The sequence below is a fragment of the Haliea sp. genome (assembly GCF_041395985.1).
In the GTDB taxonomy this organism is placed as follows: Bacteria; Pseudomonadota; Gammaproteobacteria; order Pseudomonadales; family Halieaceae; genus Haliea.
The window spans coordinates 510,884-528,535 of the sequence record NZ_JAWKZJ010000002.1; the positions used below are offsets into that span (position 1 = coordinate 510,884).

The following is a 17,652-nucleotide window of genomic DNA, read 5'->3' on the forward strand; positions in this document are numbered from 1 at the left end:
CGTACTCTCTGCGCCCGCAATAACCGTACAGAAAAAGAGGTAAACTCTATGCACGCACGCAAGCCCATCACACTTTTCGTCGCCGCCTGCCTGGGCGCCGGCAGCGTCAACCTCATGGCACAGGGCCTTGAGGAAGTGGTCGTCACCGCGCAAAAGCGCGAACAGACCCTGCAGGATGCACCGATCTCGATTGCGGCCTTCAATGCTGACCAGCTGGAGCAGAAAGGCGTCAACACCATCGACGACCTCGGCACCTCGGTACCCAACGTCAAGATCACCCGCTCACCGTCCAACACCTCCGCCGCCACCATCGCAATCCGCGGCTCTGCCACGATCAACCCGGCGATCACCTGGGAACCGACCGTCGGCATCTACCTGGATGGCGTCTTCATTGGCAAAAACGTCGGCGGCATTTTTGATATCGCCGAGCTGGAGCGCGTGGAAATGCTGCGTGGCCCGCAGGGCACGCTGTACGGCAAGAACACGGTTGGCGGCGCCGTCAACCTGATAACGAGCAAGCCCAGCGGCGAATTCAGCGGCAAGCTGCGCGCCGGTGTCGGCAACTATTCACTGAGCACGATCTACGGCAGCCTGGACCTTCCAGCCTTCGATCTCGGCGGTGCCGGACAAGTCATGGCGAAAGTGACCGGTTCATACCGCGAGCGTGACGGTCTGTACGACAACGTCAACGACCCCTTTGGCAACCCGCTGGCAAATCCGGTGTTGATCAATGAGTTCAACAATATCGACAACACCGTCGGGCGCTACGATATTCTCTGGGAAGCCTCGGATCGCTTCGACCTGCGCTACACCTGGGATTACAGCGACCTGGACCTGGCACCGTCCAAGAACCAGCTCACCTATCTGGACCCCAACGACGTGGCCGGGGTGAACGCGCTGCTGGCACCCTATGTCACGGGCGAGAACGAAAACCGCGACAGCGTGAGCCTGGACCAGGCCAAATTCGAACGCTCCAAATCCATCTCACAGTCGCTGTTTGCTGACTATGATGCGGGCAGCTGGGGTGCCTTGGGCGACGTCACGCTGCGCTACATCGGCAACGACCGCTCACTCGACTGGGATGACGATATCGATATCGACGGCTCTCCGGTCAACCTGTTCACCTCTGCGCGCTTCATCGACTACGAACAGACCTCGCATGAAGTGCAGATGATCGGCAGCACTGAACGCACCAACTACGTGTTCGGCGTGTACTACTTCGAAGAGCAGGCGGACGTCTACAACCCGATCAGCTTCTTCGGTGCCTTCGGCGCACCGGTGTCGCAAAACCGTTACGGCTTCGACAACGACTCCGTGGCCGTATTCGGCCAGGTTGAATGGCGCCCCGCCGCGGACATCTTCCAGGATCGCCTGACCCTGACCCTGGGTGCACGCTGGACAGAAGAGACCAAGGATACCTACATCGACCACCCCAACGACGTCGATGCGCAGGGTAACCCGGCGCCCTTTTCCGGCCGTGCCAAGAAGACCTTCAACAACGTATCACCGACTTTTGTTGCCGCCTGGGATGCCAGCGACAACGTGAATATCTACGGCAAGATCGCCAACGGCTGGAAGGCCGGCGGCTTCAACGGCGAAGCGCCCTTTGAGGCCGCGTTCACCACGCCCTACGATGCGGAGGAGATCCTCTCCTACGAGGTCGGTATCAAATCGCGCTGGAAAGACAACCGGCTGCAGGTCAATGGTGCCTACTTCTACAATGACTCGACCGACATGCAGATGTCGATCTTCGTCGCGGGCAGCAGCGCTGCGTCCATCGTCCAGAACGCCGGTGAAGCCACCATCCAGGGCTTCGAGGTGGAACTGGTTGCACTCCCCATCCCGCAGCTGGAACTGGCGGCGAGCTATGGGTATCTGGACACTACCTACAACGAGTTCATCGAAAACGGTGTGGACGTAAAGGACCAGAAGGACTTCCCCTACGCACCCCGCAACAGCGCGAGCCTGTCAGCGGAGTACAGCATTGCCGCCGGCAACTGGGGTGACCTGACGGCCCGCCTCGATTACGAGTTTGTGGATCGCCACGTGCCCTACATCGAGCCGAGCCAGAATGCGACCTCCGAAGTGCGACCCTATGGCCTGGTGAACGGTCGCCTGACCCTCGCCAATGTGCCTGTCGGTGACGGCCAGTCACTGAAGTTTGCCCTCTGGGGTAAAAACCTGGCCGACAAGGAATACCGGATCAACACCATTCCGTTCGGCATCTGGACCGCCAGCTACTACGGTGACCCGCGCACCTACGGCGTGGAAGCCACCTACGAGTTCTGACACGCAGCCGCAGCAATGGCGCCTTCGGGCGCCATTGTTTTTTGTAGCGAACGGGACGCAACCACTGCAGAAGGAGGCGCACATGACGCCAGACATGGAACAACAGTTGCAGGCGCTGCTCGACAAGCAGGCCATCATGGAGTTGATCAACGCCTACTGCAACGCGGCAGATCGACACGATAACGAGAAATTCCGCTCCCTCTACCACGAAGACGCGATTGATGACCACGGCTCCTTCTTCAAGGGCCTCGCCATGGATTTCATCGATACACTGCCGGATATCCAGGCCAATATGGAAATCCTGCACCACAACGTCACCACGGTAAACATCAAGCTGGACGGTGACCGCGCGGAGGGCGAGGTCTACATTCTGGCTTTCCACAAGATCAGCACTGAAGAGGGGCCGCTGGACCTGCTGATTGGCGGGCGTTACTTTGACAAGTACGAAAAGCGCAACGGGGAGTGGAAATTCACCTACCGCGCGGTGGACGCCGATTGGGCCCACCTGCATCAGCCTTCGCTGGTCAACCTGAAGAACCCGATTATCGACGGCGCACACATCGGTCGCCCGGGGCCGGAAGACCCCTCCTACTCGATTTTCGACCTGCTGCAATGGGGGCAGCGCTAGTCACCGCCCCTGTACACCGGACAAGGATACCCATGAGCAAAGCTGAAAAACTGAAGAATGCCAACGCCCACTTGCCACCCTGCCTGCAGGTCCTGCACGGGGCGTTGCTGGACTTCGATGACACCGCGGGTACGGCGGAGATGCAGTTCGACGTCAGCGAGCAGTTCTGCCACTCGGTCAATGTGGTGCAGGGCGGCAACGTCACCGTCATGCTGGACGCTGCCATGTCGCACGCACTGTTCATGCAGCAGGCCGATGTGGCGGCCATCCCCACGCTGGAACTCAAGGTCAGTTTTCTGGAGCCCACCCTCGCCGGACGCATTGTTGCCCGCGGCAAAGTGGTCAAGTGCGGCAAGAGCATCGCCTTCCTCGAGGGCTCCCTGATCAACCCCGCGGGCCAACTGGCTGCCGTGGCCTCCGCCACCGCCAAAGTCGTGCGCAAGAAAGAGGATTGACCATGTTGCCCTGCCGCTCGCTCGCCCTGCGCTCTCTGGGATTCGCCACCGCCCTCGCCGCTTGCCTGCCGGTTTCCGCCGAAGAGTACAGGGAGTGGCGCAGCTATGGCGGCGACGCAGGCAACACGCATTACTCCAGCCTTGCACAGATTGATCGCGACAATGTCAGCGACCTGACCCTGGCCTGGCGCTACGCGAGTGCGGCCGGTCAGCCGCTGCCCCACAGCTCCGAGCTGCAGGTTAACCCGATTGTCGTGGATGGCGTGCTCTATGGGCGCAACCCGCTGTACAACGTGTTTGCCCTGGACGCCGCCACGGGGCGTGAACTGTGGACCTTTGCACCGGATCAGGCGCATGTGGGCATGTCGAACATGCGCGGCGTCACCTACTGGCAGGACGGCGATGACCGCCGCATCCTGTTCACCACGGGCCACTTCCTGATGGCCCTGGATGCCGACAGCGGCAAGCTGATCCGTGGCTTTGGCAATCAGGGACGGGTGGACCTGCGGGAAGGCCTGGGGCGCGCGCCTGACCAGGTCAGCATCAACGCCCCCTCCCCCGGAGTGATCTTCGACAACCTGATCGTCATGGGCTCTGCGGTGACGGAAACCGCGGGCTCTGCACCGGGTGATATCCGCGCCTACGACGTGCGCAGCGGCAAACTCGCGTGGACCTTCCGCACCATCCCCGCTGCCGGTGAATTCGGCGCCGAAACCTGGCCCGCGGGCGCTCGCGAGACCGCCGGGGGTGCCAATGCCTGGGCGGGCATGAGCGTGGACCACGCGCGCGGCGTCGTCTATGTCCCCACCGGCTCCCCGGCTCCGGACTTCGACGGCTCAGGCAGACCCGGAGACAACCTGTTCGGCAATACCTTGCTGGCGCTTGATGCCCGCAGCGGCAAACGCCTGTGGCACTTCCAAACTGTGCATCACGACCTCTGGGATCGCGACCTGAGCTCGGCGCCGACTTTGGCGACCGTTACCAGCAATGGCGAACAGCGGGATCTGGTGGCCCAGGCATCCAAGGAGGGTGTGGTGTACCTGTTCGACCGCGACAGCGGCGAGCCGGTGTTCCCGATAGAAGAGATCCGGGTACCCCCCTCTGACATACCCGGCGTCTACAGCTCCCCCACACAGCCCCGGGTCACCCTGCCGGAACCCTTTGCCCGCCAACACATGACAGCTGACGATCTCACCGATCTGTCACCCGAGGCGAATGCGGCCGCGCGCAAGGTGTGGGAAGAAGCGCACGAGCTGGCCTATCTGCGCCCCGCCGGCCTGCGCAAAACCATCCTGTTGCCGGGATTTTACGGTGGCGCCAACTGGGGCGGTGGTGCCTTCGACCCGGAAACCAACCTGTATTACATCAACGCGACCAACGCGCCCAACATTCTGCAGATGGAGCCAGTGCAGGTCACACGGGGTTCTACGATGGGAGTCGGGGAATTCCTGTTCCGTCAGCAGTGTGCCGGCTGTCACGGCGTCGATCTCGAAGGGTTCTATCCCTATGCGCCCGCACTTACCGGGGTTGAACAGCGTATCTCCCGCCGCGAGGCACTGGAGGTGGTCACCGGCGGCAAAGGGCGCATGATGCCCTTTGGGCACCTGTCCCGACACGAACGTGATGCCGTGGTGGATTATCTGTTTGCTTACAGCGCGGGCGAGTTGGGCACTGGAAGCGAGGATGAGGACGCCGAGAAGGAAACGGTATACGTGTTCGCCGGCTACCGCGATTTTGTCGACGCCGAGTACTACCCTGCGATCAAACCGCCGTGGGGTACGCTGACCGCCATCGACTTCGTGAGCGGCAAGATCCGCTGGCAGATTCCGCTGGGCGAATACGCCGCCCTCACCGCGCGCGGCATTGCCCCCACCGGCACCCGTAACTTCGGCGGACCGGTGGTCACCGCCGGCGGTTTGCTGATCATTGCCGCCACCGCCGACGAGAAGCTGCGCATTTTCGACAAGCAGGACGGCACGCTGCTCTGGGAGTACCAGTTGCCGGCGGGCGGCTACGCCACCCCCGCCACCTACGCCATCGATGGTCGACAGTACATTGTGATCACGGCCAGCGGCGGCAAGCTGGGCACCCCTACCGGGGATCAGTACCTCGCCTTCGCCCTGCCTGAGCCCGCAACAGACTAGGGGCAGGCCACCCTGCGGTTGTGTTGAGTGGACGTGGATGCGAGTATCGCCCTTCGTCCGCGCGGAGAGCAGCCCATGACCGTCATTGAGGAATTTCAGGTACATCGCGACAACGTGCGCGAAACGCGCACTCAGCGGCACGCTTGCGCGGCACTGGACAACGACCAGCTGTTGGTGCGGATAGACGAGTTCGCACTGACCTCCAACAACGTCAGCTACGCCGTTGCCGGCGATATGATCGGCTACTGGCAGTACTACCCGGCGCCTGCGCCCTGGGGCATCGTGCCCGCCTGGGGCAGTGGTACCGTCATACAGTCTGCCCATCCCGAAATACCGGAAGGTGAGCGCCTGTGGGGGTTCTTCCCCATGGCCAGCCATACGGTGCTCACCGCAGGACGTGTGCGGCAGGACCAGCTCACTGACGTGGCCGAACACCGCCAGCCACTGCCCGCCCTCTACAACAACTTCCGCCGCACCGCGGCAGAACCGGCCTTACTGCAGGCCATGGAAAGTCAGCGCAGCCTGCTGTTTCCACTGTTCTCGACGGCCTACGTACTCTTCGACTACCTGCAGGACAATGCCTGGTTTGGGGCCACCCAGATCGTGATCGGTTCAGCGTCGTCGAAGACGGCCTACGGGCTGGCCTGGCTGCTGCGCCAGTCGACGGCGGCACCACCTGTGGTGGGGCTCACCTCGCCCGGCAACGTGACATTCACAAGTGCCCTCGGCTGCTATGACAGCGTGCTCACCTACGGCACGGAGGCGCAGCTGAACCCACTACCCAGCGTGTGGGTGGACATGTCCGGCAACACCGGGGTGACCGCCGCGGTGCATGAGAGCCTGAATACCCGGCTGCGGGCCAGTGTGAGCGTGGGACTCACCCACTGGGACGCACCTGCCCGCAAAGGCCCACTCCCCGGGCCCAGGCCCGAGTTTTTCTTTGCGCCGGCGCAGATCGGCAAACGCGAAAAAGAATGGGGGCCGGGCGTGATCATGGAACGTGCGACTCAGGCGAGCGCCGACATCGCGACAGCCACGGCCGAACACACCGTCATAGAACACCGGCACGGCACCGAGGCATTGCGCGATGCGTGGCTGGAGTTGCTGGACAACCGCGCCCCGGCGCAGCGCGGCCTGCTGCTGTCACTGGCTCAACCGTAGACCAGCAGCGCGCTCAGGCGCGCCAGTGGTCGGGCCCCGGGCCGAGCACCGCATAAGAGCCCACGTGGCCCCGGTTGTGCTTGCAGCGATGCTGCAGGCGCCAGCAACCCGCCACCAGCCGCCACTCATCGTGATAATCACCGAGGGTACTGAACGTCTGCCCCTCATGCACCCCGCTACCGAGATGCATATCACTGACATAGGCGCGACTGCTGGCCCGCTCGCCCTGCACCTCTATCAGCACGTTGCCCAGCAGGTGCTGGGTAGGGCCGCAGGCGTCGAGAAAGGAGCGCAGCAGCGTGATGATCGCCTCTACACCACGCAATTCCCCGGTGCCGAGGTCCGCCGTAACCTCCGCTGCGCAGAGCTCACCCAGGGCCTTCCAGTCCCGATTGTCCATGGCCCGGGCAATCGCAACCAGGTTGCGGTAAATGGCGCGCTCGGCGAGCAGTGTGGCCAGTGTCGCTTCGCTCATTGCTGCTCCTTCCGCGGCAGCAACACCGCGCGTATGTTGTCTGCCATCTGCCGTAACGCGTCGCGTCGCGGCATGCCCAGCAACGCGTCAAACATGGCCTGGTTCTGCTCGCCGGCGATATACACGGGGCCGTTATCCAGGTGCTCCAGTGCCAGCTCAGCCACCTCCCGCGGAGTCATCATGCCTTCCAGCGTCGCCGGGTCGATCCCCTGCAGGGCATGTGCCTCGGTATCGGTACTGCCGGGGCAGAGCGCCAGCACATCGATACCCAGTGGTTGCAACTCGCCCCAGAGGGACTCCCCGAGGCTGTTGGTAAATGCCTTGCTCGCCGCGTAGGCCGCCGAAAAGGGAATCCCCATAAAGCCTTCCACTGAGCTGGTGAGGATGATGCCGCCACGACCGCGTTGCAGCAGCACCGGGATAAAGCGCTGTGTGAGGTGCAGCGGTGCAGCGCAGTTGACCTGCAGCAGCGCCGTCATCTGTGCCGGATCGTTGTCCTGGTGCGGCCCCTTGAGGCCGAAACCGGCGTTGCTGACCAGCAGGCCGATATCCATGGCCTCTGCCGCCTTGGCAATGGCCTCTATTGCATCGGGGTGCGCAAGATCGACGCAGCACAGCGCCACCTTGACACCGTGCGCGGACGCCAGCTGCGCTGCCAACGCCTGCAGACGGTCACCGCGCCGCGCTACCAGCAACAGGTCGCAACCGCGTTCAGCCAGACTCTGGGCAAAGGCCTGCCCGATGCCTGATGAGGCGCCCGTCACCAGGGCCGCTGGGCCATAGCGGGTTGTAAAAGCGTTCTCCTTCATTGGGGTTTCTCCCGATAGTCGGTTTCCGCACCCTGCGCCCCGGGTGCCTCCAGCCGCTGTATCTGGTGTCGCAACCAGGCGCTCAGCCAGAAGTTGCCGCTGTCCTGAAGCAGTGCACGATGTGCATCTGCCGACAGCGCCCGGGCCGCCCTGTGGGCGGGGTCAGCCTGCAGCGCAATATCCAGCACATGTAAGGCCTGCACCACCTCACCGGCGGCCAGTTTTGTCGCCGCGCGCGCTACCAACGGTTCTATGCCACCGGCCAGTTCCACAATGTCAGCGGCCACCGCCCCCGCCGGCACCGCATACAGCTCGGTGGTCGAGCGGTGGTGAAACCAGCCCGCGTAATGCTCCCAGATGGCCCGCACGCCCCAGGCAACCTTGCCGTAGCCCTGCCCCACCTCGAGTTCGGGCGGCAGGACAATCTCTGTCATCAGCGTGTGCACGTCCTTCCCCGCGTTCATGCCCTCAACCACGGCGTCATGAACATGGAGAATGGCATCGCGCAATACAGTGAGTTCCTCCTGTATCAACTGCCTGCCCTCTACAGGGCCGTGGTGGCCATACAGAATCAGCTCCGGTTCCAACGCGCGCACGGTCTCCGCGGCCGCGGCACAGACCAGCGCATCGCGGTAGCGGTCTCCGCGGATGGTCACCAGGTTCGGAAAGTGGCCGAAAGGACAACCGAACAGGTTTCCCGTGAGACAGATACGGTGCTGGGGGAGCCAGACGACGAGTGAGTCATTGGTCTCGGCACCGGGAACGGCAATCAATTCAACCTCGAGGCCACCGTGCTCGAAACAGTGGCGCTCCTGAAACAACAGGTCGGGTACCGGTCGCGCCTGCGCGGGAAAATCGGTATAGCCCTGTGACGCATAGTAGGCGAAGGTGTCCCTGAACTTGTCCGCGAAAGCAAAGGCGGACCGGCTGCCCCTGAAGGCATGCAGGCGGGCATCGTAAGCCTGATGCTCGGGATTGCCCGCCTGGGCAATGACCTGCAGACCCGGATACTGCTGGCGCAGCCAGTCCGCGCCCCCCACATGATCCACATGCCCCTGGGTAAAGATCAGGTGGGTCAGCGGATCCTGGGTAAACGCATCGTAGCTCTGCTTGATGACGGGGGCCTCGAATCCCATTCCGGCATTGACCTGAATGTTGCCCGCTGGCGTTTGCAGCAGGTAGCTGTTGGAGAAAGCCTCACACTGCAGGATGAAGGCATTGATGCGGCGCGCTCCGAAGCGTGCGGCATTGGGCTCAACGGGGCGCGACCTGTACAGCGGTTCCCCGCGGCGTCGCAGGGCTGCCTTGTTGTTATCGTCCACGACAGGTTCCTTATTGGCGGCATGGCCCCCGACAGTAGCGCGAGGCGAGGCCGGCGCTCTACTGCGCGCGCCTTATCGCCCGCCACCGGTTCGTCAAACTGTACCAGCGCCTGCCGGTCCTGACGGCGGCGCGCACGTCCCTAGCGCGGCAGGTAAAACTGCTCGTACCAGCGACGCAGCTTGTTGATGGGGCCATCGCCATCGCAGAGGATAGGGTCCGCCCGGTAGACCTTGTCTTTCCAGATCTCAACATCCTGACCGAATGCTGCGTGGGCACCAATGGCGTACTGCGCCGCGAACTCCTCCGGTACCGGCTCGCCGTCCAGCCCGCTGACGATCACGGCACTGCAGAGATCCACTTCTTCACGGTTGACCGGGGTGTGGTAGTTGACCCACCAGCTGCGATAGTCGACCCCACCGCCCCGCGACTCCGTGTAGTAATACATGATCGAGGGGCCATGGTAGGTGGCATCGCCCCAGGCATCTGCGGGGTTCGCGATGCTCTGCGCGCGCATGGCCTGCATATCGAAAGGCAGCCCGGGCGGGATAACCCCGCGCGCCGCCGCGCTCTGCTGCACCCGCGAAACCTGGGTGACCGTGCGCTCGCCGAAGCGGTTCTCGAAAGACCGCACCTCGCCGCCGTGAACGTGGGGAAAGTGCGCAATATCGACGATATTCTCGATGACATCACAGGGCTGCGCGCGAATCCGTGAGCGATGGAAACGCCAGTCGCCCCAGCCACCTTCGCCATCGCCCCACTCGTCGATGCCGGGCAGGTAATCCTCCGGCGCACCCGCCTCCGGGTCATGCCACACCGCGATAAAGCCATTGCGCTCCAGCACCGGCCAGCCACGCAGCGCATTCCGTGCGCGATCGGGTATACGACTGGCATAGGGAATGTCGATGCACTCTCCGTCGCCGGCGAAGGTCCAGCCGTGGAAGGGGCAGGCCAGCGCATCGCCGATGATCCGCCCGCCATCGCTCGCCAGGTGCGCGCCCAGGTGCGGGCAGTGTGCGTCGAGCACCGAGGCCTTGCCGGACTCGCCGCGAAACAGCACCAGATCAACACCAAAATAATGCAGCCGCTGCACGGTGGCCGGCGGTAATTCACTGGAAAACGCGACAATATGCCAGCCACGGGCGAAGCGGCCGGGCTCGAGAAACGCGTAACGGTAATCACTCATTGGCCGACTCCTCGTCGTTCAGCGCATGTAGTGCTGCAAGGTAGGCAAAGGTCATGGCAGACCCGATTGTGGCCCCCGCTCCCGGATAGGTGTCCCCCATCACGGCAGCGCTGGTATTCCCCGCGGAATAGAGTCCCGGTATGGCCTCGCCCGATTCCTTCAGTACCCGCCCATGCTCGTCACACAGCAATCCACCCTTGGTGTCCAGATCACCGGCTTCACAGCGCAGCGCATAGTAGGGGGCCGTATCCAGCGGGCCGAGACAGGGGTTGGGCTGCACCTTCGGATCCGCGTAATAGCGGTCGTGCTCTGAGTCACCGCGTCCGTAGTCCGGGTCTCGCCCTTCCCGGGCGTGCCGATTGAACCGCTCGACGGTGGCCTTGAGGCCCGCTGCGTCAATGTCCAGCGCCGCAGCAAGCTCGTCCAGCGACTCCGCCCGGGTCAGCAGGCCGGAACTGAACAACGCCTTGGGAAGCTGCCCATCACCGACCATTTTCCCAGGCTTGATATGGCCGACAGGGTACTGTTGGCGATAACGGGCGTCGAACACCAGATAGCAGGGAATGGCGCCCTCTCCACGTGCTTCAGAGGCGTACTGGTCCTTCACCACATCCTCATAGGGTTGCGCTTCGTTGGTGAAGCGCAGGCCTTTACGGTTCACCATGATGGACCCCGGGTAGGCCTTGCCGGCGATCAGGGCAAGCACGCGCCCGTCGGGCATCCTGTAGGTCGGCGACCACCAGGCGCTTCTCATAAAACCCAGCGCCGCCCCCAGCGACTGCCCCATACGGATGCCATCGCCGGTTGCACCCGGCGCGGCGGCTGTCCAATCGGCGCCGATCGGCGCCTGCTGGAAGGCCTGTCGCATCGCAGCGTTGTGCGAAAAGCCTCCCATCGCCAGCAACACACCGCGGCGCGCCCGAATGCGCTGCTCCACGCCCTCCCGGACCACCACCGCACCGGTGACCCGGCCATCTTCCAGCAACAGCTCGCCCAGTGGCGCATTCAGCCACAGGGGGATATCCCGATCCATCAGCGAGCGTCGCAAGCGGGCCACCAGCCCCGCGCCCAGTGTTACCCGTTGGTCGGGCTTTCCGCGCAGGCGTGCAGAGAGATCCAGCCAGTAACGCGCATACAGGCGCACACCGAGCCACATCGCCGCGAGCCCCATGTCACCCAACTTGCGCCCCTCGGGCACGGTGATATTACAGCGCAGCAGCGAGTCATAGTCGTTTCGTATGCGCTCGGCCTCGGGGCCAAGCTCGCGCAATGAGAAGGCACCCGGGTCCATGGAGCGGCCCCCGGATTTATAGCCCGGCTGGGTGGGGTAGTAATCCATGTACTCCGGCAGCGGCGTGAACTCGACGCGGCTGTGGCGCATCATGAAGTCCAGCATGTCGCCTGCGCGCGTCGCAAACGCCCGCAACCGGGGCGGACTGACACTGTCGCCGATGAGCGCCTGCAGATACCGCCAGCCCTCCTCCGCACTGTCATCAATGCCCAGCTCAGCCTGGCGATGATTGCCCGGCAGCCATGCGACGCCACCCGACTTACAGGTTGTGCCGCCGTAGCGCGGCTCTTTTTCCACAACCAGAACACGACCACCCAGCTGGTGTGCCACGATGGCGCCCGTCATCCCCGCAGCACCACTGCCAGCCACCAGCCAGTCCACTTCCTGATCGTATTGCAATGCCGACCTCGCTTTTTGTCGTATGGGAAGTAGTCTGGAGAATACGGGGCTGAACCGCCCCTAGAAACCCGCAGGGCGGTAAAGTGCAGAGTGGTATGAATGACTGAACGTCAGTCGCGAGTAGTGGATTTCCGGCCAGCGATCACGGGAGGCTGGCCAACCAGTCGTCTACAAGCGCCAGAGCACGCGCATAATCGTAGGCCGTCAATGCGCGCTGCAGACTGCGGAACCGCTCCGGGGCCGCGGCTCGCAGGGCCGGGGCCGCCGCATTCAACAGGGGACGCGCGGCGGCATCGTCCTCGGCCAGCAGTGCGCGCAGCCGGTTCAATGCGCCGACGGCGTCACCTCCTGCCTGATGGCCGCTATCACCCGTACCCGTTGGGGCCGCTGGCGCCGGCACCTTCTCCAGCGCCGCCAGCAGCGGCAGCAGCAGGCGCGCGACATCCTGCAGCAACGCCTCCACCTGGGCGGTATCCGGCGCAGCCGTGCGGCAGGCCTGCTCCAGCGCGGCGGCCGCCTGCGACAGCCCCGTCGCCCCCACCGTAGCGGCGAGACCTTTCAGCGAATGTGCACTGCGCTGCGCCAGACGCCAGTCGTCCGCCTGTGCTGCCGTATTGAAGTCGTCGACAAACTGCGCCTGGTCCGTCGCAAATCCGTGCAGGATACGCAGGTACAGGCCGGTATTGCCCTGCAGCCGCTCCAGACCGGCGGCGGCATCAACACCGGGCAGCGCCAACACCTCCTCTGGCAAAGGCACGCCGTGAGCAGAACGGGTCAAGTTGCTGGAAGGCGCCTCCACAGGCTGGGCACCCTCCGCCGGCGTTATCCAGCGCGCCATTGTCGCCAGCATGACAGCCACATCAAGCGGTTTGCCGATGTGGTCATTCATCCCGACCGCTAGCACGCGCTCCCGGTCTCCCGACATGACGTTGGCCGTCATGGCAATAACCGGCAGCGCCTGCGTTGTCGGGTTGGCGCGTATACGGCGCGTGGCCTCATAGCCGTCCATCACCGGCATCTGGCAATCCATCAACACGCCGTCAAAGCGCTGCGCTTCCAGTAACTGCAGCGCCTCACGGCCGTCCCCCGCCAGCGTTACACGAATGCCGTAGCCTTCCAGCAATTCACGCGCCACATCCTGATTGACCAGATTGTCCTCGACCAGCAACACATGCGCACCGCGCAGGCGATCCACAGCCTGCTGCAGTTCACGCGTGCCGGACGCCAGTCGAGCGCCAGGCGGCGCGCTGCGCTCAACTGCCTGCACGACGGCGTCAAACAGCGCCAGAGGCGTCAGTGGCTTGGTCAGCAAGGCCGCAATGCTGGGCCCGCTGGCAGGCCCTTCAATCTGGTCGGCACTGAAATCCGACAGAACAATCACCGCAGGCATTGGCAACGACGTTGCATCGCCTTGCAGCTGACGCAAGACATCCAATCCGCTGACCGTGCCCAGTTTCCAGTCAAGCAGGACAACGGCGTAGGACGTATCCTGTGTGCTGCTTTGCAGTATTTCCACGGCTTCGGCGGCTTCAGCAGCAAAATCCACCCGGTGGCCGAATGCGCTCAGGTAACGACCGAGGATCTCCCGGGCATTGCGGTTGTCGTCCACCACCAGAACCCGCAACGGACGCTGCACGGGCGACAGGCTGGGCCGGGGATCCTCAACGCTGCAGGGGAACGTAAAGCGGAACACCGAGCCCACGCCGTATTCACTCTCTACCCAGATGTGCCCGCCCATCATGTCAACGAGGTTCTTGCAAATGGCCAGGCCAAGGCCGGAACCGCCATACTTGCGTGTGGTCGAGGGATCCGCCTGGGTAAATGCCTGAAACAACGCGGACTGCTGCTCCGTTGTCAATCCAATACCGGTATCTGACACACTGAACTGCAGCAGGAATTGCTTGTCATTGCGCTCGATAATCTCAACCGCGGCGATCACTTCACCACCGTCTTCAGTAAACTTCAGGGCGTTACTGCACAGGTTCACCAGAACCTGCCCGAGGCGCACCGGGTCACCCAGCAGAAGGCGCGGCAGATCGGCAGGCATGTTGAACAGGAACTCGATATTCTTCTCGGCCGCGCGCATTCCCGTTGTGTTTGCCAGACGCTCAAACACCTCATCCAGTGCAAAGGGAATCGTCTCCATGCTCAGCTTGCCCGCTTCAATCTTGGAGAAATCCAGAATGTCGTTAATGATCGACAGTAATGTCTTGGCGGAGAGTTCGATTTTGTTGATGTAGTCGCGCTGCCTGTCGTCGAGCTGGGTACGCAAGGCGAGGTGTGACATGCCTATAATGGCGTTCATCGGTGTGCGAATTTCGTGTGACATATTCGCCAGAAAGCTTGATTTGGCGGCGGTAGCAGCCTGCGCTGCATCACGTGCGCCTTCGAGTTCCTGATTGAGCAGGCGCTCCAGGTGGTGATTGATACGCACACCGGCGATGCGCGTGATACTTCCGCGTTCATCCCGCTCCACCACTTGACCAACATCGAGGAACCAGCGCCATTCTCCATCGGCGCACAGCTGCCGGTATTCACAGCGGTAGGTATCCGTGCGCCCCTCCAGGCAATCCGTGGCGAGCGTCGTCGCCCTGTCAATGTCATCAGGATGTATCAAGCGCACAACGGTATCTATGCCCCGCCGCAACGGCGACCAGACCTCATCGCTCTCGCGCAGATCAAGCGGTGCATAGGCCATTAGACGCGCGAAATTCTCGTTGACGATAAAGCGATCAGTCTCGGGGAAATATTCCCACAGCCCCAGATCAGCGGCTTCGGCAATCAGCAACAAACGCTGCTCACTTTCTTTCTGCTGCTGCTCTGCGCGCACGCGCGGCGTTATGTCAATGAGCGTACCGACCAGGGTTTCAACATTGCCATCTTCGTCAGACTCGGCGCGACCGGTCTCAAAGAGGAAACGGATTTCGCCAGCGCTATCCAGAATACGATAGGCCAGAGAGAAGCTTCGGTCTTCATCGATTGCTGCACTCACAACGTCGCTGACGCGACCGGTATCTTCCGGGTGAATGATGCTTGCGTAGCTGCGTACCGCATTGTTAATGAAGTCGCTTGCAGGGTATCCCGTGAGTTCCTGCACCGCATCGTTCATGTACAACATGGTCCAGTGTTCATCTATCAACGCACGGTAGACGGTGCCAGGAATGGTGGAAACGAGCCTGCTGTACTCCTGATCGCGCCGACTCAGCGCGCGCTGCATTGCCTTGCGCTCAGTGATATCACGCAGTGATGCAATAATCCGCAAGCGATCGCCCTCTCCCATCGGGTTGAGACTGATTTCGACCGGCACGATATGCCCATCGCTGTGCGCAGCCACCAACTCGCGTGCCTTGGCATTGCGCACCGAGCCCACGCGAGCCGCGTTGACAAATGCGTCACGCAGCGCGACATGCCCCTGACGCTGGGCCCGAGGCATGAGAATTTCGACGGGCTGGCCAATCATCTCCTCGGGGGTGTAGCCGAAGATCACCTGCGCACGACGGTTAACAAGCGTAATGCAGCCGTTGGCGTCAGTGATGACCAGTGCGTCTGGCGCCGCTTCCAATAAAGCCTCAAACTGCCGCTGCTTTTCCGTCTCCTGCTGCCTGGCCAGCTCCAGCTCAGTGACATCAAAATTAACGCCTGTCATGGAAATCGCCCTGCCGGCAGGATCGCAACGTACCTGACCGCGAGCATGCACATAGAGTGTACTGCCGTCCGTCCGCTGCATGCGATAATCAGCCTCCACCGGCGCTGCCGTTGTGACTGCCCGGCGCAATGCTGTCTGCAACGACGCACGATCATCCGGGTCCACGAGCGCCAGATACCATTCTGCATCCTTGCCCGCTTCTGCCCGGTCTACCCCCAGTTCGGCAAGAAAGGCGTCTTCCCAGGTCCAATGATCCGCAACGATGTCCCACTCGAAAATGAACGCACGCGCCGCACGTAACGATTCAGTGCGGCTCAGCTCGGCCGCATGAAGCTCAGCCAGAAGCCGGCGAGTTTCTGTCACGTCCTGCAACAAGCCAACATAGTGACTGATACCGCCGGCAGCATCGAAGACCGGTGCGATCACCTGGTCGCACCAGATCAGCCCCCCATCGCGGCTGCGGTTGACGATTTCGCTATGCCACACTTGCCCTGCGGATATGGTCCGCCACATATCCTTATAGTGTGCGGCATCCATCTTCCCGCTCTTCAGCAGGCCGGGGTCGCGTCCCGAGACGTCGGCTTCGGTATATCCGGTGAGACGGGTAAAGGCGGGATTGACGTACTCAATACGCCCACTGGTATCGGTAATCAGCACAGAAACCGGACTCTGCTCCACCGCAGAACCCACTGCGCGCATCTGGTCACCCTGCTCCCGCAGACGCTGCTGCAGATAGCGCCGTCCGCGCTCTGATAGCCACAAGACAAATGCCAGCATGCTGATAACGAGAATCGTGATTGCCAATGCCGTGGCGTAAACCAGGCGCTCCACCAAACGGTACTGTTGCAGTACCTCGGCGACATCAATCTCCGTTCCCACACCCATACCCACTTCCGGTGACCAGCTCCAGGCACCCATCACGGGAACGCCTCGGTAATCCCGGTAACCCCGTGTATCCACACCCGCTATCCCCGCGATCGCCTGACTGGCCATTCGCGTCAGCGGCCAGGCGGACGAGTCAGTTTGGGGCAGATCGCCGGCCATCAGATCTACCCCTGGATCGTGCAGCTTCGGATGACCCCCGGAAGAGAAAATAGCCGGGTAACGCTCAGCAAGCCGCAGCATGCTCTCTGCGAAGCGCGAGCCGTTGAGCATCTCAGCTCGACGGTTGAAAATGAAGGACTCGCCAGAGGCACCCGCTCTGGCCCTTTGCAACAGCGCATTCAGTTCTGCGTGGTCAGCTGCCTCGATGAGCAGGAACGCGAGACCGCCATCTGCCACTCTCAATGCCTGCAACAGTGCGAGATGGTTATCATGCTCAGCCCCCTCTCGATCGATGGCCAGTAGCAAAGGCCCGCGCATGGAAGACGCCGTCTCGAGCGCCTGCGCCATGTGTTCGACATAGAAACCACTATCCGGAGCGAAGTCTGTACTGGCGGCAAGCACCTCACCCTCGCCATCGAACACAATGAAATAGGCTTGCCTGAGGTTTGGGTGCACGTTGAGCAGCGCCTGCAGTCTGGCCGTCGACTGCTTCGTGTTGCGCTGCATTGGGCTGGCCACCAACTCCCCAATAACCTGCTGGATGTCCCCGGTTTGGAGCAGGTCCCTCAGGTAGACAAGCTGTCGTTCGAACCAGAGTTCCAGCCCCGAGCGCACGCCACTGTTAATAGACGTGAGAATAAGCGCCTGGGCACTGCGGGCCTCGGACTCGAGACGTTGCAGTGTGGCTTGCGCAGCGAGCACCGTAATGCTGAGAAACAGGACGGCAACGCCGTATACCGCAAAGCGAAAGCGGACGCCAGAAAAGAGGATCAGCTGTCGCTGGGGGCTCACGCCCCTCAACAGA

11 protein-coding genes are annotated in these 17,652 nt (G+C 62.5%); 5 read left to right on the plus strand and 6 right to left on the minus strand.

From position 1 onward, the window contains the following. Nucleotides 1-48 precede the first annotated feature (48 nt). From R3E49_RS05935 to R3E49_RS05955, 5 genes are all read left to right on the plus strand, one after another. Nucleotides 49-2,289, plus strand: coding sequence for a TonB-dependent receptor (locus R3E49_RS05935; protein ID WP_371294196.1), 2,241 nt, complete (start codon nucleotides 49-51; stop codon nucleotides 2,287-2,289). An 82-nt stretch (nucleotides 2,290-2,371) separates the two neighbouring features. After that, nucleotides 2,372-2,917 (plus strand): nuclear transport factor 2 family protein, encoded by a 546-nt coding sequence (locus R3E49_RS05940; RefSeq protein WP_371294197.1) that lies wholly within the window; start codon nucleotides 2,372-2,374, stop codon nucleotides 2,915-2,917. Between the two features lie 32 nt (nucleotides 2,918-2,949). Next, nucleotides 2,950-3,372, plus strand: a complete 423-nt coding sequence (locus R3E49_RS05945; RefSeq protein ID WP_371294198.1) for a PaaI family thioesterase — start codon at nucleotides 2,950-2,952, stop codon at nucleotides 3,370-3,372. A gap of 2 nt (nucleotides 3,373-3,374) precedes the next feature. Next, nucleotides 3,375-5,516, plus strand: a complete 2,142-nt coding sequence (locus R3E49_RS05950) for a pyrroloquinoline quinone-dependent dehydrogenase (protein ID WP_371294199.1) — start codon at nucleotides 3,375-3,377, stop codon at nucleotides 5,514-5,516. 75 nt (nucleotides 5,517-5,591) lie between these two features. Beyond that, nucleotides 5,592-6,677 carry a DUF2855 family protein gene (locus R3E49_RS05955; protein ID WP_371294200.1) on the plus strand — a complete coding sequence of 362 codons (1,086 nt, stop codon included), beginning with the start codon at nucleotides 5,592-5,594 and terminating at the stop codon, nucleotides 6,675-6,677. Between the two features lie 13 nt (nucleotides 6,678-6,690). Here the strand turns inward: R3E49_RS05955 and R3E49_RS05960 are convergent, their stop codons facing one another. From R3E49_RS05960 to R3E49_RS05985, 6 genes are all read right to left on the minus strand, one after another. Continuing rightward, nucleotides 6,691-7,152, minus strand: coding sequence for a nuclear transport factor 2 family protein (locus R3E49_RS05960; protein WP_371294201.1), 462 nt, complete (start codon nucleotides 7,150-7,152; stop codon nucleotides 6,691-6,693). Beyond that, entirely contained in the window at nucleotides 7,149-7,961 is an 813-nt protein-coding gene (locus R3E49_RS05965) for an SDR family NAD(P)-dependent oxidoreductase (protein ID WP_371294202.1), read from the minus strand. Before R3E49_RS05965 ends, R3E49_RS05960 begins: the two co-directional genes overlap by 4 nt. Continuing rightward, nucleotides 7,958-9,283 carry an alkyl sulfatase dimerization domain-containing protein gene (locus R3E49_RS05970; protein ID WP_371294203.1) on the minus strand — a complete coding sequence of 442 codons (1,326 nt, stop codon included), beginning with the start codon at nucleotides 9,281-9,283 and terminating at the stop codon, nucleotides 7,958-7,960. The genes R3E49_RS05965 and R3E49_RS05970 overlap by 4 nt, the downstream gene beginning before the upstream one ends. A gap of 140 nt (nucleotides 9,284-9,423) precedes the next feature. Beyond that, nucleotides 9,424-10,467, minus strand: coding sequence for a Rieske 2Fe-2S domain-containing protein (locus R3E49_RS05975; protein WP_371294204.1), 1,044 nt, complete (start codon nucleotides 10,465-10,467; stop codon nucleotides 9,424-9,426). Beyond that, nucleotides 10,460-12,157, minus strand: coding sequence for an FAD-binding protein (locus tag R3E49_RS05980; protein WP_371294205.1), 1,698 nt, complete (start codon nucleotides 12,155-12,157; stop codon nucleotides 10,460-10,462). Before R3E49_RS05980 ends, R3E49_RS05975 begins: the two co-directional genes overlap by 8 nt. 142 nt (nucleotides 12,158-12,299) lie before the next feature. After that, the gene (locus R3E49_RS05985) at nucleotides 12,300-17,639 is read right to left on the minus strand and encodes a PAS domain S-box protein (RefSeq protein ID WP_371294206.1); all 5,340 of its coding nucleotides are present in this window, start codon (nucleotides 17,637-17,639) and stop codon (nucleotides 12,300-12,302) included. Nucleotides 17,640-17,652 lie beyond the last annotated feature (13 nt).

What these genes read in the sequence shown, in the direction of transcription:
- R3E49_RS05975 (WP_371294204.1), bottom strand. Translation starts at nt 10,467, where the DNA reads ATGAGTGATTACCGTTACGCGTTTCTCGAGCCCGGCCGCTTCGCCCGT.
- R3E49_RS05940 (WP_371294197.1), top strand. Translation starts at nt 2,372, where the DNA reads ATGACGCCAGACATGGAACAACAGTTGCAGGCGCTGCTCGACAAGCAG.
- R3E49_RS05960 (WP_371294201.1), bottom strand. Translation starts at nt 7,152, where the DNA reads ATGAGCGAAGCGACACTGGCCACACTGCTCGCCGAGCGCGCCATTTAC.
- R3E49_RS05955 (WP_371294200.1), top strand. Translation starts at nt 5,592, where the DNA reads ATGACCGTCATTGAGGAATTTCAGGTACATCGCGACAACGTGCGCGAA.
- R3E49_RS05965 (WP_371294202.1), bottom strand. Translation starts at nt 7,961, where the DNA reads ATGAAGGAGAACGCTTTTACAACCCGCTATGGCCCAGCGGCCCTGGTG.
- R3E49_RS05935 (WP_371294196.1), top strand. Translation starts at nt 49, where the DNA reads ATGCACGCACGCAAGCCCATCACACTTTTCGTCGCCGCCTGCCTGGGC.
- R3E49_RS05950 (WP_371294199.1), top strand. Translation starts at nt 3,375, where the DNA reads ATGTTGCCCTGCCGCTCGCTCGCCCTGCGCTCTCTGGGATTCGCCACC.
- R3E49_RS05945 (WP_371294198.1), top strand. Translation starts at nt 2,950, where the DNA reads ATGAGCAAAGCTGAAAAACTGAAGAATGCCAACGCCCACTTGCCACCC.